This window comes from Halorubrum sp. SD683 (assembly GCF_002135045.1).
In the GTDB taxonomy this organism is placed as follows: domain Archaea; phylum Halobacteriota; class Halobacteria; order Halobacteriales; family Haloferacaceae; genus Halorubrum; species Halorubrum ezzemoulense.
In genome coordinates, this window is the sequence record NZ_NEWJ01000074.1 from 1 (window position 1) to 13,638 (window position 13,638).

General features: G+C 70.6%; 12 protein-coding genes and 1 pseudogene. 5 read left to right on the forward strand and 8 right to left on the reverse strand.

The features are described from left to right. Positions 1–72: 72 nt before the first annotated feature. Entirely contained in the window at positions 73–432 is a 360-nt protein-coding gene (locus tag B9G49_RS13760) for a hypothetical protein (protein WP_086216754.1), read from the forward strand. Between the two features lie 27 nt (positions 433–459). Here the strand turns inward: B9G49_RS13760 and B9G49_RS13765 are convergent, their stop codons facing one another. From B9G49_RS13765 to B9G49_RS13800, 8 genes are all read right to left on the reverse strand, one after another. Next, positions 460–801, reverse strand: coding sequence for a DUF6176 family protein (locus B9G49_RS13765; protein WP_086216755.1), 342 nt, complete (start codon positions 799–801; stop codon positions 460–462). Positions 802–877: 76 nt separating this feature from the next. Continuing rightward, complete coding sequence (locus B9G49_RS13770; RefSeq protein ID WP_086216756.1) at positions 878–2,428, reverse strand: deoxyribodipyrimidine photo-lyase; 1,551 nt, start codon at positions 2,426–2,428, stop codon at positions 878–880. 71 nt (positions 2,429–2,499) lie between these two features. Then, positions 2,500–4,944, reverse strand: coding sequence for a DEAD/DEAH box helicase (locus B9G49_RS13775; protein ID WP_086216757.1), 2,445 nt, complete (start codon positions 4,942–4,944; stop codon positions 2,500–2,502). A 123-nt stretch (positions 4,945–5,067) separates the two neighbouring features. Beyond that, positions 5,068–5,733 (reverse strand): GNAT family N-acetyltransferase, encoded by a 666-nt coding sequence (locus B9G49_RS13780; RefSeq protein WP_049929413.1) that lies wholly within the window; start codon positions 5,731–5,733, stop codon positions 5,068–5,070. Between the two features lie 104 nt (positions 5,734–5,837). Further along, entirely contained in the window at positions 5,838–6,626 is a 789-nt protein-coding gene (locus B9G49_RS13785; protein ID WP_049929411.1) for a mechanosensitive ion channel domain-containing protein, read from the reverse strand. A gap of 3 nt (positions 6,627–6,629) precedes the next feature. Continuing rightward, positions 6,630–7,439 (reverse strand): diadenylate cyclase DacZ, encoded by an 810-nt coding sequence (gene dacZ / locus B9G49_RS13790; protein WP_049929410.1) that lies wholly within the window; start codon positions 7,437–7,439, stop codon positions 6,630–6,632. Between the two features lie 184 nt (positions 7,440–7,623). Beyond that, the gene (locus tag B9G49_RS13795; protein WP_086216758.1) at positions 7,624–9,249 is read right to left on the reverse strand and encodes a GMC family oxidoreductase; all 1,626 of its coding nucleotides are present in this window, start codon (positions 9,247–9,249) and stop codon (positions 7,624–7,626) included. Between the two features lie 110 nt (positions 9,250–9,359). Continuing rightward, the gene (locus B9G49_RS13800) at positions 9,360–10,088 is read right to left on the reverse strand and encodes an SDR family NAD(P)-dependent oxidoreductase (RefSeq protein ID WP_049929408.1); all 729 of its coding nucleotides are present in this window, start codon (positions 10,086–10,088) and stop codon (positions 9,360–9,362) included. Between the two features lie 269 nt (positions 10,089–10,357). On the opposite strand from B9G49_RS13800, the gene B9G49_RS13805 reads away from it, so the two are divergent. The 4 genes and pseudogenes from B9G49_RS13805 to B9G49_RS13820 form a co-directional block, all read left to right on the forward strand. Beyond that, a complete protein-coding gene (locus B9G49_RS13805) occupies positions 10,358–10,978 on the forward strand; it encodes a class I SAM-dependent methyltransferase (RefSeq protein WP_049929407.1) in 621 nt (206 codons plus the stop codon). Between the two features lie 83 nt (positions 10,979–11,061). Then, the gene (locus B9G49_RS13810) at positions 11,062–12,174 is read left to right on the forward strand and encodes an aldo/keto reductase (protein ID WP_086216759.1); all 1,113 of its coding nucleotides are present in this window, start codon (positions 11,062–11,064) and stop codon (positions 12,172–12,174) included. A 57-nt stretch (positions 12,175–12,231) separates the two neighbouring features. Then, positions 12,232–12,888: a hypothetical protein gene (locus B9G49_RS13815; protein WP_049929405.1), complete on the forward strand. Its 657-nt coding sequence runs from the start codon at positions 12,232–12,234 to the stop codon at positions 12,886–12,888. Continuing rightward, positions 12,888–13,638, forward strand: a pseudogene (locus B9G49_RS13820) (hypothetical protein); the annotation flags it as partial. The gene B9G49_RS13815 and the pseudogene B9G49_RS13820, both read left to right, overlap by 1 nt.

The following is a 13,638-nucleotide window of genomic DNA, read 5'->3' on the forward strand; positions in this document are numbered from 1 at the left end:
GGGCGGGGCAGAACCGGCGCTGGCGGAGTCTGTCGCGGTGATTTATGAGCCCGCGGAATGAATGAAAGTGACATGTCACCGATCGCCGACGCGATCCTCGCGTTCGACGGGCCCGCGCCCCGGGTCGTCGCCGACCTCCGGAGCGTGTCGTTCGAGGTCGAACACGTCCGCGAGGACGTGGAGGACCGCTACTCGGACGCCGACCTCGACGAGGCGTACCAGCTGGTGATGTCGAACCAGATCACGGGCGACGACTTCAAGCGCCTCGTGGGGAAGAGTCGGTACGCTGCGCAGACGCTGTTCTTCGACGACCTGGTGGTGTTCCTCTTCCCGTCGAACCGATACGACGCGGTGTTCGCGTCGTTCGACTACGACGAGTCCTTCCCGGTGAACGAGCTGGTGAGCGCGGTCTCCGAGGCGACGACCGAGTGACCGCGCGGCGGAACCGGTTCCCGGGCGTTAGCGGTCGGGGTTTTCGAGGTGATAGAGGAGGTCGTACTCGCCAACGTTCTCGCCGGTTTCGAGGACCTCGCTCAGCACGCGCTCGTGCTCCTCGTCGATGTCGTGGGACGACTCCTCGTACGCCTCGTAGACTGCGTCGATGTCCTCGGCTTTCATATAGTAAACGAGGTAGTCCCCGCCGTCGGCGTGCTCGACGAACGCGGTCTCGGAGTACATCCCTTCGTTGCGCAGGGTTTCAACCGCCTCGGACTCTCGATCCCGAATCTCTCGCGCCCACGCTTCGAGCCGCTCGGTCGCTCCGGACTCGATCCGCTGTTTCGTGAGGACGACGTCGACCATACGGCCGGGTCGCGCCCGTTTCACCTAACGGTTGTCCGCCTTTGTTAACTGTTGGCACGCTCTCGGACGGCGGGAGTCAGTCCTCCTCCGGGTCCTCGCCGCGGGCCCGCTTGTACATGGCGAGGGCCTCCTCGCGGCGCTCCGAGTGGTCGACGATCGGCGCGGGATACGCCGGGGCCGCGTTCGCGCGCTGTGTCGGCGACAGCTCGTGCCACTCGTGGATGAGGTCGGGCTCGACGCCGCGCAGTTCGGGGACGTACGCCGTGATGTACTCCGCGTCGGGGTCGTATCGCTCGCCCTGCGTCATGGGGTTGAAGATGCGGAAGTACGGCTGCGCGTCGGTCCCCGTCGAGGCTGCCCACTGCCAGCCGCCGTTGTCGTTCGCGGTGTCGTGGTCGGCCAGCCGCTCGCGGAAGTGGTCGTAGCCGTGCCGCCAGTCCGCGAGCAGGTCCTTCGTGAGGAAGGAGGCGACGATCATCCGCACGCGGTTGTGCATGAACGCCTCCTCGCGCAGCTGGCGCATCCCGGCGTCGACGATGGGATATCCCGTCTCGCCGCGCTTCCACGCCGCGATCTCGTCGGGGTCGTCGCGCCAGTCGATCCCCTCCTCGTACTCCTTGTAGTTCGCCGTCACCACCTCGGGGTTGTGGAAGAGGACCTGCGTGTAGAACTCCCGCCACGCCAGCTGCTGTTGGAACTCCTCGACCTGCTCGGGGGCGTCGTCGGGCCGCGCGTCCGACGCCGCCTCGGCCATCGCCTCCTCGGTCGCCGCGTACGCCTCGCGGACGCCGATCTCCCCGTACTTGAGGAAGGTCGACAGCCGCGAGGTCGCGTCCTCGGCGGGGTAGTCGCGCTCGGCCTCGTAGGCGAACACCGCCTCGTCGAGGAAGTCGGAGAGGCGCTCGCGCGCGGCAGCGGTCCCCGCCGGCCCGACATCGGCGTCCGGCTCGGCGAAGCCGAGGTCGGCGGGCGTCGGGAGGTCGCCCACCGTGGCGACGGGGAGCGCGTCGACGCCGGCGTCGGCCACCGTCGCGTCGCCCGCGTCGGTCCCGTCGATAGCGTCGACCGCGTCCGTCAGTCGGTCGGCGGCGGCGAGCGCAGCGCCGGTCGGCGCGGAAAGGGGGTCGTCCTTCGCGCGGTCGGTCCACTTCTTCCAGTAGTAGCTGTACACGGAGTACGGGTCCCCGGCGTTCGTCCGGATCGCGTCGGGGTCGTGGAGGACCGCGTCGTGGTGGGCCTCTCGCGCGACGCCGGCCGCGTCGAGCGCGCGTCGAACCCCGGCGTCGCGCTCGCGGGCGAGCCCCGAGTAGTCGCGGTTCCAGACGACGCGCTCGGCGCCGAGCGCCTCGGCGAGGCGCGGGAGCAGCGCTTCAGGGTCCCCGTGCGCGACGATCAGGTCGCTCCCGCGCTCGCGGTACGCCTCGCGGAGCGCCGCGAGCCCGTCGAGCAGGCGGCGGACCCGCACGTCGCTCGCGTGGTCGAGCACGTCGGGGTCGAAGACGAAGACGGGCGCGGCGGGCCCCTGGTCGGCGTCTTCGCTCGTGTCTCCGTCGCCGGCCCCCGCGGCGGCCGCTAAGCCGACGTTGTCCGCGACTCTGAGGTCCCGTCGGTGCCAGAACAGCTCCATGGGATCCGCACGGACGCGTCCACCGTGAAACCACCGGGACCGGCGGAGGCTTGACTGGCTCCGAGCAGGTCCTATCGGGCGTCCGCGTCGGCCCCCGTGAGCGATTCGAGCAGTCGCACGGCCGGCGCTTTCGCCAGCGGGTCGTTCCCGTTCCCGCAGTGGGGCGACTGGACGCAGGCGGGGCAGCCACCCTCGCAGCCGCAGGTGTCGATCAGCCGCGCGGTTCGGGTCATCAGCTCCTCGATCCGCCGGTGGCCGCGGCGCGTGAGTCCGACGCCGCCGGGGTAGCCGTCGTAGACGAACACCGCCGGTCCCTCAGTGTGCGGGTGGTGGGGCGTCGAGATCCCTCCCACGTCGGCCCGGTCGCACAGCAGGTGGAAAGGGAACAGCGAGATGATCCCGTGTTCGGCGGCGTGGATCCCGCCGTTGAACGCGTACTCGCCGCCCGGGATCGGCTCGCCGTCGACATCGACGCCCGAATCGGGCGCACCTCCGTCGGCGCTGACCTCGGGATCTCCGGCGTCCCCATCGTCGAGCGCGTCGCCGAGTCGCCGCATCTCGCGCTCGACGTCCGCGGGCACGGGGAAGTACAACGACTTCGTCCGTAGCGTCGTCTCCGGGAGGTCGAGCGTCGACTCGCCGAGCGACTCCCCGGTCGCCGCGTCTTTCCGCACGAACCCCGTGATCTGCTCGGTCACCGTGACGTCCGCGAACCGGACGGGCACGTCGGGGCGCGCCGAGAGCGCCCGCTCGTCGAGGTCCTCGTTCACGACGATGTCCTTGTCGGAGCGCACCTGCGTGTAGTAGTCCGCCCACGACTGCTGGAGCTCGGCCACGTCGCGGTCGAGGTCCAACTCGACCACCTCGTAGGTGCGGCCCTGCTGGTGGTAGATCGCGCCCGGGTGGGCGTCGCGGAGCGCGTCCGCGAAGGAGAGCGTCGCGACCGTCTCGCCGCTCGACCGCTCGATCAGCGATATCTCGCGCTCCTCGGCCGTGCGGAGGTTCACGGACTGCTGGGGGCTTCCGTCGCCGGCGTGGACCCAGCGCGTGCCCTTCGCGGCCTCGCGCCGTTCGAGGGCGCCCGCCTCGGTCAGGCCGGCGACGACGCCCGGGAACGTGTCGCCGAAGAAGCGCTCGTCGTCTGGAGAGAGCCAGTTCTCGTCGGCCGCGCAGGCGACGTGGCCGGGCATGAGCTGCCCGTTCTCCGGGTCGCAGATCGCGTCCTCCGGCGGCGCGTCGAAGAAGTCGCTCGGGTTGCGCATCAGGTACTGGTCGAGCTGGTCCTCGCCCCCGACCATGACGACCGTGGCCGGGTCGTCGCCGCGACCGGCCCGCCCCGCGCGCTGGTGCGCGGACATCCGCGTGCCGGGGTAGCCGTCCAGCACCACGGCGTCGAGCCCGCCCACGTCGACGCCGAGTTCGAGGGCGCTCGTCGACCAGACGCCGCGGAGGTCGCCCGCGTGGAGGTCGGCCTCGATCTCGCGGCGTCGGTCGTCGGTGAGCGCCGCCTGGTACGCGCCAACCTTCCCTGCGAGGTCGCGCTCCCCCCGCTCGCGGAGGTCGCTCGCGCTGTCGGTCGCGTACTGCTCGGCGGTCTGGCGGGCGCGGGTGAACGCGAGCGTCTGCTGGCCCGCCGTGACGAGGTCGACGAAGAGGCGCTTGCTCTCCGTGTGGCTCGACTTCCGGCGGCCGCTGCCGCGCTCCTGCCAGTCGTCGTCGTACTCGGGCGGGTTCCACAGCACCCAGTTGCGCGGCCCGCGCCCCGAGGTGTCCTCGTCGACGAGGGCGATCCCGTCGGGGTCGCGGCCGGTAACGGTCGCGACGTGGTCGACGGGGTTGTTGATCGTCGCCGAGCAGCAGACGAACTGCGGCGCGGAGCCGAATCGCTCGCAGATCCGCGCGAGCCGGCGGAGGGTCAGCGCGACCTGCGAGCCGAACACGCCGCGGTAGCTGTGGACCTCGTCGATTACGACGTGCTCCAGCGAGGAGAAGAACCAGTCCCACAGGCGCCCCGCGTACGGGAGCAGCGCGTAGTGGAGCATGTCCGGGTTCGAGAGGAGGACGGTTGGGCGGCGGTCGCGCACGTCGCGCTTCTCCGCCCGCGAGAGCCGCCCGGTGTACGAGTCGACCGACACGCGGCTGCCGAAGCCGAGGTCGGCCGCGAGCTCGGACAGCGACTCCTCCTGGTCGGCTATCAGCGCGTTCTGCGGGCCGATGTACAGCGTGCGCCCGCCGTGGTCCATCGCGGCCTCGAACGCCGGGACGGTGTACGCGAGCGACTTGCCGCTGGCCGTCTCGGTCGCGAGCACGACGTCGTCGCCGTCGCGGACCGCGCCGATGGCGTCGGCCTGATGCCTGTAGAGCCGCTCGATCCCGCGGTCCGCGAGCGCGTCGGCGAGCCGCGGTTCGAGGTCGACATCGGCGAACTCCGGCTCGCGCGCCGGGAGCCGCCGTTGGTCGGCGATCTGTCCCTCGTAGAAGGGGCGGTCTCGCAGCCACTCGATGGCGTCGTCCACGGTTACGATACCCTCGGGTCGGCGGGGCCTAACGGTTGCGGTGGCACCGAGGAGAGTGCGGTGTCGACCAGGCGGTTGCGGGAACGCTGTGGCGGCCAGTCGCCCGCGGGAGCGCCGTGCCGCTCAGTCGTCCGCGGGCGATCGCTCGGGCCCGCCGTCGGTCGGTGAGAGGTCGACCGCCGGCTCCGCGGGGCCCTCGCGGGCGAGCGGCGGCCAGCGGACCTCGGTCGCGATCGGCTGGTCGAGGTCGACCCGCATCCGGAGGTCGCCGCGCCGCTCGACGACTTCGAAGCCGACCGTCCGGTAGACGCTCCGCGCGGGGCGGTTCCCGGTCTCGACGTGGAGTTCGATCCCGTCGCGGCCGGCGGCCGCGGCGTTGGCGATCACGTGACGGCACAGCTCCGTCCCGACGCCGCGGTCCTGCGCGTCCGGGTGGACGAAGACGGCGAGTTCGGGGGTGTCGGCGTCGGTCGGGGTGTACATCGCGTGGCCGAACAGTTCGCCGTCCCGCTCGGCGACGACGTTGTTCCCCTCCGACAGCATGGATCGGATCCAGTCGACGCGCCGGCGCCGGCTCACCGGCGGGAGCCCCTGCGCGCGGTGGGGGCGGCCGAACCGCTCGTACATCTCTGCGAGGAACGGCTCGTCCGCGTCGGTCGCGGGCCGGATCGTCCAGCGCGCGCCCTCCTTGTCGACGAAGCGCGGACACCGCGGCGGGCAGTGCGGCGTCCCCTCGCACTCGCTCCCGTCCCAGCCGTCGCAAGCGGCGCTCGCGGTATCGGAGGTCATGTATCAACGTTGGCGTCGGGTCGTGTTATAGGGTGACAACGACTTTCACAGCGTGAGAATCGGTAACGGAGTCGGCGTCGGCCGCAACGTGGTCGGATCGGGGGTTACTCCCGGATCAGCACGATCCCCTCGCGGAACACGACGTGGTTCGGGAGGACGTGCTCCTCGCCGTCGGTCTCGATGTGGGTGACGAAGAGGTCGACCTCCTGAACGACGCCGCGCTCGCCGGCGACGCGGACCTCGTCGCCGATGCCGTACGGCTGTCGGAGCAGGAGAAAGACGCCGGCGGCGGCCGACGCGACGAGGTCTTTCGTCGCGAGCGCGGCGAACAGCACCACTGCGAACGCGTACGCCGCGAGCAGCACGATGAGCGCGAGCGTCTGAACGCCCACCTGTCCGAGGGCGATGAGCGCGGCGACGTAGACGACGCTGTAGTTCACGACCGTCGGGAGCACGCCGAGTTCGGGGAGCTTGATCCCCCGGAGGCGCTCGGCGACGAGCAGCTCCGCCTTGTCGCCGACGACGACGCCGACGATGACGACGACGGCGGCGACGAACAGCCGCGGGAGGAAGGCGGCGACGCCGGACCAGAACTGTTCGAGGTAGTTCACGTCTGCGACCGTGAGGGCGACGATGACCGCGACGGCGACGATGAAGTAGCTCGACAGCTGCGCCAAGATCCGCACCGTCGAGGTGTCGAACTCGCGGGCCGTCCGCTCGAAGGTGGTCCCCTCGATCACCTCGGGGACGCCCGCCCGGCGGAGCAGCCGGCGGTTGATCACGCCGGTGAGGTACGCCAGCGCGAGACCGAAGAGGAGCACCGCCAGCGCCAGCCAGATCCGGTACCGCACGTTCAGGAGGAACTCTGGGACGGTGATCTGGACCGCGGACATGAGTCAGTACTCCTCCGGATCGATCTCCAAGACGAGTTCGCCCGCCTTGAACGCCCGGACGAGCCCGTCCGACTCGGAGAGGACGATCGCGGTCGAGTTGGTGTCGCGGGTGATCGCGGCTCCGGACATGTGGCGCGCGCCGAGGCCCTTCGGGATGTCGACCCCCTCGGCGGCGGGTTCGAGGTAACGGTACGCCGAGACGATCTTCCCGGAGTCGGAGACGACGAACGCGCCGTCCAGCCGCGAGAACTCCTTGAGCATGACGTTCACGATTGGGTCGCCGACGTGGACGTGGCTCTTCTCGAATGGGTTGTACGACAGCGGCCGCGACTTGTTCATCACCTTCCCCGCGTCGCCGACGACGAACAGCGCGCCCACCGGCTTCCCCTTCTGTCCCTTCTGACCGAGTTCGATCGCGACCTCGAACACGTCGCGGATCACGCTCGGCTCGGCGCGGGAGTTGGCGAACAGGTCGAAGATGCCGGTGTGGATACTCTCGTCGACGGTGACCCGGACGACCGCGTCCGAGCCGCCCTCGAAGACGGAGGCGACGCACGCGACCTCGTCGCCCTCGGAGACGAGGTCCGCGTCCATCGCGCCCTCGATGCCGAACCGGATCCGGTCTTTCACGTTGTCGAAGGGGAGCGGGAGATCGACGAACGTCTCAGCGTCGACGTCGTTGTCGGGCGCGACGACGACGACCTCGCTCCCGCCGTTCGCGAACCGCTCGTAGAAGGAGCTCGTCGGAGAGAACAGCAGCGCGGCGTCGACGTCAGCGACGAGGTCCGCCAGGTGGTCGGTGAGCGAGTCCATTGACGCAACTGACACGAGGAATCCGTATAGTCGTTGCGTCGGCGTCGTGCGTGCGTCTGACGCCGAACGAGAGCGGCGGCGGCGCGGTCCGGAGCGAAGCGGCCAGCGAGGCGCGGTCCGGAACGAAGCGGCCAGCGGGGCGCGGTCCGGAACGAAGCGGCCGCTGGCGCGGGCCCGAACCAGGTCAGTCGTCGGCGGCCGCGGCCGGCTCCGTCGCGCTCGGCGTCGGCCGGTCGCGGATCAGGTCCGCCGCCCGCTCGGCGACGGCGATCGTCGGGGCGTTCGTGTTGCCGCCGACGAGCGTGGGCATCACGCTCGCGTCGACGACGCGGAGCGCCTCGACGCCGTGAACCCGAAGCTCCTCGTCCACGACCGCCGCCTCGTCGTCCCCCATCGCGCACGTGCCGACGGGGTGGTACACGGTGTGGCACGTGTCGCGGACGTGCCGGGCGATCGCCTCGTCGGTCTCGGCGTCCTCGCCGGGCCACACCTCGCGCCCGACGTGCCCGGCGAGCGCGTCCTGCCGGGCGATCTCGCGGGCGCGCTTGACCCCGTCCACGAGCGTTTCGAGGTCCGCGTCCGCGTCGAGGTAGTTCGGGTCGATGATAGGGTCGTCGAACGGGTCGGCGGAGCGAAGCGTGACGCGCCCGCGGCTCTCCGGCCGGAGCTGCGTCGCGCCGATCGACAGCCCCCGCCCGGTCTCGGGGTTCGCGAAGCCGTGGTCCATGAAGTACGAGGGAGCGAAGTGGAACTGGAGGTCGGGCCGGGAATCGGCGCCGTCGGTGCGGACGAACCCGCCGGCCTCGGCGACGTTGGAGGTCAGCTTCCCGCGCTTGCGGAGGAACCAGTTGAAGACGTCCAGCAGGCCGCCGGCGTCGTCGAGCGTGCTGATGTCGCCGTCGGTCTCGTAGACGGTGAACGCGAACAGGTGGTCCTGGAGGTTCCGACCAACGCCGGGCGACGCCGTCTCGACATCGATGCCGTGGTCCGCGAGGTGGTCTGGGTCGCCCACGCCCGAGAGCATGAGGAGCTGCGGGGAGTTGACCGCGCCGGCGCTGAGGAGGACCTCCTCGGCGGCCCCCGCGGACCGGCTCTGATCGTCCTGGCTGTACTGAACTCCCGTCGCGCGACCGTCCTCGATGGTCACCTCGGTCACCTGCGCGCCGGTCTCGGCAGTGAGGTTCGGTCGGTCGAGGGCGGGCTTGAGGTACGCGTCGGCGGCGCTGTGGCGTTCCCCGTTCTTCTGCGTGACGTGGTACATCCCCACGCCCTCCTGTGCCGCCCCGTTGAAGTCGTCCGTGCGGTCGTAGCCCGCCTGCGCGGCGGCGTCGACAAACGCCTGGGAGACCGGTCGCGGCGAGGACTGGTCCGTCACGTTGAGCGGCCCCGCGGACCCGTGGTAGGGCGATCCCGACGGCGTGAACGTCTCCGCCCGCTTGAAGTACTCCAGCATGGTCTCGTACCCCCAGCCGTTGTTGCCGAGGGCCGCCCAGTCGTCGTAGTCCGACGGGTGGCCGCGGATGTAGATCATCGCGGTCGTGGGGGAGCACCCGCCGAGCGTCTTACCGCGCGGCCAGTAGAGCCGTCGACCGCCGCAGCCGTCCTGCGGCTCGGTGTAGTACTCCCAGTCCGCGTCGCTCTCGAACAGCTCCGGAAAGCCCGCCGGGATCCGCATGTTCCGGTCGTCGTCGGGTGTGCCCGCTTCGAGGAGCAGCACGCTCCTGTCCGGGTCCGCGGTGAGTCGGTTCGCGAGGACGCAGCCCGCAGAGCCCGCCCCGACGACGACGAAGTCGTATTCCATGTCTGTCATAGACTAGCATGTGAGAGACTAGTATTTAAACGGATCAGCGACTACGAGGTCGCTCGGGTCACGCCGAATATGACTGGACAGACCGGGGTCGAAGCCGACGGGGCCGCGCGTCAGTGCGTCGTCCACCCGCCGTCGATCGAGAGGTTGACTCCGGTGATGTACGAGGCCTTGTCCGAGACGAGGAACGCCGCCGGTTCTGCGATCTCTTCCGGTTCGGCGATGCGGCCGATCGGCGTCTGACTGAGGACGAACTCGTAGAAAGAGTCGTCGTTAAGCTCTGACGCAGTCATCTCGGTCTCGACGAAGCCGGGACAGATGCTGTTCACCCGGACGCCGGCGTCGGCGTAATCGACGGCCGTCGTTCGGGTGAAGTTGACGACAGCGCCCTTCGCGGTCGCGTACGCGGCCGTCTGCGGTCCCCCGACCAGTCCGAACACCGACGCGACGTTGAGGACCGCCCCCGAGGACTCGCGCAGGTACGGCATGGCTGCTCGCGTCCCGTAGATGACGCCGTTGAGATTGACCTCTAACAACTTGTGCCAGTCCTCGAGCGACGTCTCCTCGACCGTTCCAGTGAGCCCGATCCCGGCATTGTTCACGAGGATGTCCAACCCGCCGTGTTCCTCGACCGTCTGTTCGACCAGCGATTCGACGGATTCGTACGACGAGACATCGCACTGGACGAACGAACAGCCGAGCTCCTCGGCGGTCTCTCGTCCCGCCTCCTCGGTCCGGTTCGCGATCACGACCGACGCCCCTTGATCGACGAACTCCGCAGCGATGGCCTTCCCGATGCCGGCCGAGCCGCCGGTGACGATAGCGGTCTTTCCGTCGAGCATATTTACTCGTTTGTGTGTATATTTTGTATTTCTTTCGGAATATTGATACTGATATGTAGTTCCCTCGTTTCGTTGTACCGGGAATCCGCCGGGCGTTTGAAGTCCGCTACGACCGTACCAACGGGTTTAAACGCGCGATAACGGCCGCGTACGGAGTACGAACGTCGGAGGGCCGTCGGCGCCTGACGCGTCCGAGCGGGCCGCGGCGGCGTCGGCGCACACCGCGCGCCGTTCGACGGCGTTATGCCTCGCTGCCAGAATCGTTATCCGTGAACATCAACACCGTCCGAGACTCCTGGACGAACCGGACGGGCGAATACTCGCCGGCGTACTACGCCCACCGCGGGCCGAACAAGACGAGCGAGCTGATCCGTGAGGGCCTCGACGCGCGCCTCGACCGCGACGCGGCCGTCCTCGAGCTGGGGTGCGGGTCGGGCCGGCACCTCGACCACCTCGCAACCCACGGCTTCGAGGACCTCTCTGGCGTCGACATCAACCCCGGGGCGTTCGACGAGATGCGGGACGCCTACCCCGAGCTCGCCGCCGACGGGACCTTTCACTGCGGCGCGATAGAGGACGTGGTCGGCGGGTTTGACGACGGCGCGTTCGACGCGGTGTTCTCGGTCGAGACGCTCCAACACCTCCATCCGGACGCCGAGCCGGCCTTCGAGGAGATAGCGCGGATCACCGACGAGCTTCTAATCACGGCCGAGATCGAGGCCCCGACGCAGGGGTCGGCGTCAGCTCCGCCGGACGTGAACTACGTCGACGAGGGGACGCCGCTGTTCTACCGGGACTGGGGCGAGGTGTTCACCTCGCTCGGGCTCGTCGAGGTCGACGTCACCCGCGGGAAGCGAGACACCACGCGGACCTTCCGCGCGTCCCGTTGACAGACGCCCGTTCCTGACGCGGTGTGAGCGCGACCGGCGGTCTCCCGCGCGACTTTTACCCGCGAGCCGACAACTCCGGACACATGGCGACTCGCGAGGCCCTCTGGGGGTACCGGAACCGGTTCGGCGACGCCTTCGGGCGCACCTACTTCCGGCGGTTCGGTCCCGGCGTCGTCTCCAGCGTCGGGATCGGGACGTACCTCGGCGACCCGACGCCCGCGGTCGACGAGGCCTCGCGCGAGTCGATCGAGCTGGCGCTCCGGTCCGGCGTGAACCACGTTGACACCGCGGCCAACTACCGCTACGGCCGCGCCGAGCGCGTCGTCGGCGAGGCGCTCCGGGACGCGCCCCTCGACCGGGAGTCGGTGGTCGTCGCCACGAAGGGCGGCTTCCTCCCGTTCGACGGCGAGCGACCGAGCGACCCGAGGGCGTACGTCCGCGAGCGCTTCGTCGAGCCGGGGATCGTCGACCCCGACGACCTCGCGAACGGGGCGCACGCGATGACCCCCGACTTCCTGGAGTGGTCGCTCGACCGCTCGCTCGACCGGCTCGGCCTCGACGCGGTCGACTGCTTCTACGTCCACAACCCCGAGACGCAGCTCGCTGTCAGGTCGCGTGGCGACGTGTACGACGCGCTCGAAGCCGCGTTCGAGGCGCTCGAACGCCGGCGCGCCGCGGGCGACGTCGGGGCTTACGGCGTCGCGACGTGGGACGCGTTCCGCGTTGCGGAGGACGGCGACCGGTACCTCTCGCTCGCGGAGGTGCTCTCGCGGGCCGAGGCCGCCGGCGAGGCGGTCGGCCCCGACGACGACCACGGGCTCGCGGCGGTCCAGCTCCCCTTCAACGTCGCGATGGCGGACGCGTTCACCCGGCGGAACCACCGCGCGCCGTCCGAGGGTGACGCGGACGGGCCCGTCTCGGCGCTCTCGTTCGCCCACGAGGCCGGGCTCTCTGTGGTGACGAGCGCGAGCATCGGACAGGGAGACCTCGCGGTCGAGGGCGCGGTCCCGCCCGACGTCGACGCGACGCTCGCCGGGGAGACGCCGGCCCAGCGCGCGCTCAACTTCGCGCGGAGCGCACCGGGCGTCACCTCGTCGCTCGTCGGCACGACCGACCCCGACCACGTCCGCGAGAACGTCGCCGCCGGCACCTTCGACCCGCTGGGCGCGTCGGCGTTCGACGCCGTCTTCGAGTGACCGCGGACGACGACCGGCCCCAAAAGAGGTTTACCCGGACCGACGGTATCGCCTCCTATGTCCCCCACCCGACGAGCCCTCCTCCGCGGCGGCGCCATCGGCGCTATCGCCGCGCTCGCCGGCTGCTCCGGCGCGGACGGTACAGGATCGGAGTCGGTCCGACGGCAGGTCTCCGGGACGGACACGGACCCGACCGTCCTGAAGCCGCGGAACCCGAGCGGCGACCCGGTCCTCCTCGACGGGAGCGCGACCAACGGCGCCGGAGAGCCCGTCGCGATCGACCGCGAGCTCGTCACGAGCGCCGAGCGGGCGGCCGAGCTGCTCGTCGCCGAGGACGTCGCCGAGGCGGACCGCGATCGGATCCGGTCGTTCCTCGACGAGACCGACTACGACGCGGAGACGGTGTACGTGTCGCCCGCCGGCATCGAGTCGTGCGAACGACTCCACATCGAGTCCGTCTCGTGGGATCCCGGGCACGTGGAGTTCGAGTACTGCCGCGAGCTCAGGCCGCCGGACGAGGCCTGCGAGGCCGACGCGCGGGTCGCGCTCGCCCTCCTCTTCCGGCTTCCGGTCGTCCTCGACGACCGGCTCACCGGGTCCGGCTCCAGCGGTAGGTCGCCGTGTCGGACTACGGACACGGAGTACGCGGTGATCGACGGGAACGCGACCGTCCCCGGGAACGCCACGGCGACCGACGAGTGGGGTGAGCTCTGATGCCGCGGGGGCTCACCCGGCGCGGCGCGCTCGCCGCCGCCGGGGCCGCCGCGCTCGGCTCGCTCGCCGGCTGCTCGGGCCGAGGGAGCGAGCGGCGGTTCTGGGACGACCCGACGTCGCTCGACGTCGACGCCGTTCCACGCGAGTTCGACGATTCCGTCCCGGCTCAGCCGCGGATCGTCCCCGTCGGCTTCGAGCCGGAGGTCGCCGCCGCGTTCGCGGACCGCGTCGACCGCCTGCTCAGCCCGATCCCGGACCCCCTGACGGCGGAGCGGCTCCCGCACGGCGGGTTCCGCGGGCGCATCGAGGCGGAGCGGGCGGCGGCCCGCGAGGCGCTGCCGGGACCCGACGAGCCGCTCGTTCCGCTGGAAGCGGTTGAGCGGTACTCAACGGCGCGCGATCACGCCGCGAGCGCCGTCGGCACGTGGGCGGGCGTGACCGTCGAGGGCGATCCGGGAGCGGTGGCGCCCGACGTCGGGGCGGTGCGTCAGCGCGCGTCTGAGACGCTGGACGCGCTCCCCGGTCCCGCCGCGGACCCGCTGGCGGGCGCCGCGGTCTACGGCCCGATCGAGCGGTGGTACGACGAGGCGCTTCGCCGGACGCTGGTCGGCAGCGGGAGTCCGGCCGACGAGGCGAACCCGATCCGCGCGGGAGAGGCGGTCGGAGACGTCGAGCGGGTCCAGTCGTACGTCGAGGCGGGACGGTACCTCGGCGACCGGTACGCGGCCTCGCTCGCCGACCCGCAGCCGG

What these genes read in the sequence shown, in the direction of transcription:
- B9G49_RS13815 (WP_049929405.1), top strand. Translation starts at nt 12,232, where the DNA reads ATGTCCCCCACCCGACGAGCCCTCCTCCGCGGCGGCGCCATCGGCGCT.
- dacZ (WP_049929410.1), bottom strand. Translation starts at nt 7,439, where the DNA reads ATGGACTCGCTCACCGACCACCTGGCGGACCTCGTCGCTGACGTCGAC.
- B9G49_RS13760 (WP_086216754.1), top strand. Translation starts at nt 73, where the DNA reads ATGTCACCGATCGCCGACGCGATCCTCGCGTTCGACGGGCCCGCGCCC.
- B9G49_RS13785 (WP_049929411.1), bottom strand. Translation starts at nt 6,626, where the DNA reads ATGTCCGCGGTCCAGATCACCGTCCCAGAGTTCCTCCTGAACGTGCGG.
- B9G49_RS13800 (WP_049929408.1), bottom strand. Translation starts at nt 10,088, where the DNA reads ATGCTCGACGGAAAGACCGCTATCGTCACCGGCGGCTCGGCCGGCATC.
- B9G49_RS13780 (WP_049929413.1), bottom strand. Translation starts at nt 5,733, where the DNA reads ATGACCTCCGATACCGCGAGCGCCGCTTGCGACGGCTGGGACGGGAGC.
- B9G49_RS13810 (WP_086216759.1), top strand. Translation starts at nt 11,062, where the DNA reads ATGGCGACTCGCGAGGCCCTCTGGGGGTACCGGAACCGGTTCGGCGAC.
- B9G49_RS13765 (WP_086216755.1), bottom strand. Translation starts at nt 801, where the DNA reads ATGGTCGACGTCGTCCTCACGAAACAGCGGATCGAGTCCGGAGCGACC.
- B9G49_RS13795 (WP_086216758.1), bottom strand. Translation starts at nt 9,249, where the DNA reads ATGACAGACATGGAATACGACTTCGTCGTCGTCGGGGCGGGCTCTGCG.
- B9G49_RS13770 (WP_086216756.1), bottom strand. Translation starts at nt 2,428, where the DNA reads ATGGAGCTGTTCTGGCACCGACGGGACCTCAGAGTCGCGGACAACGTC.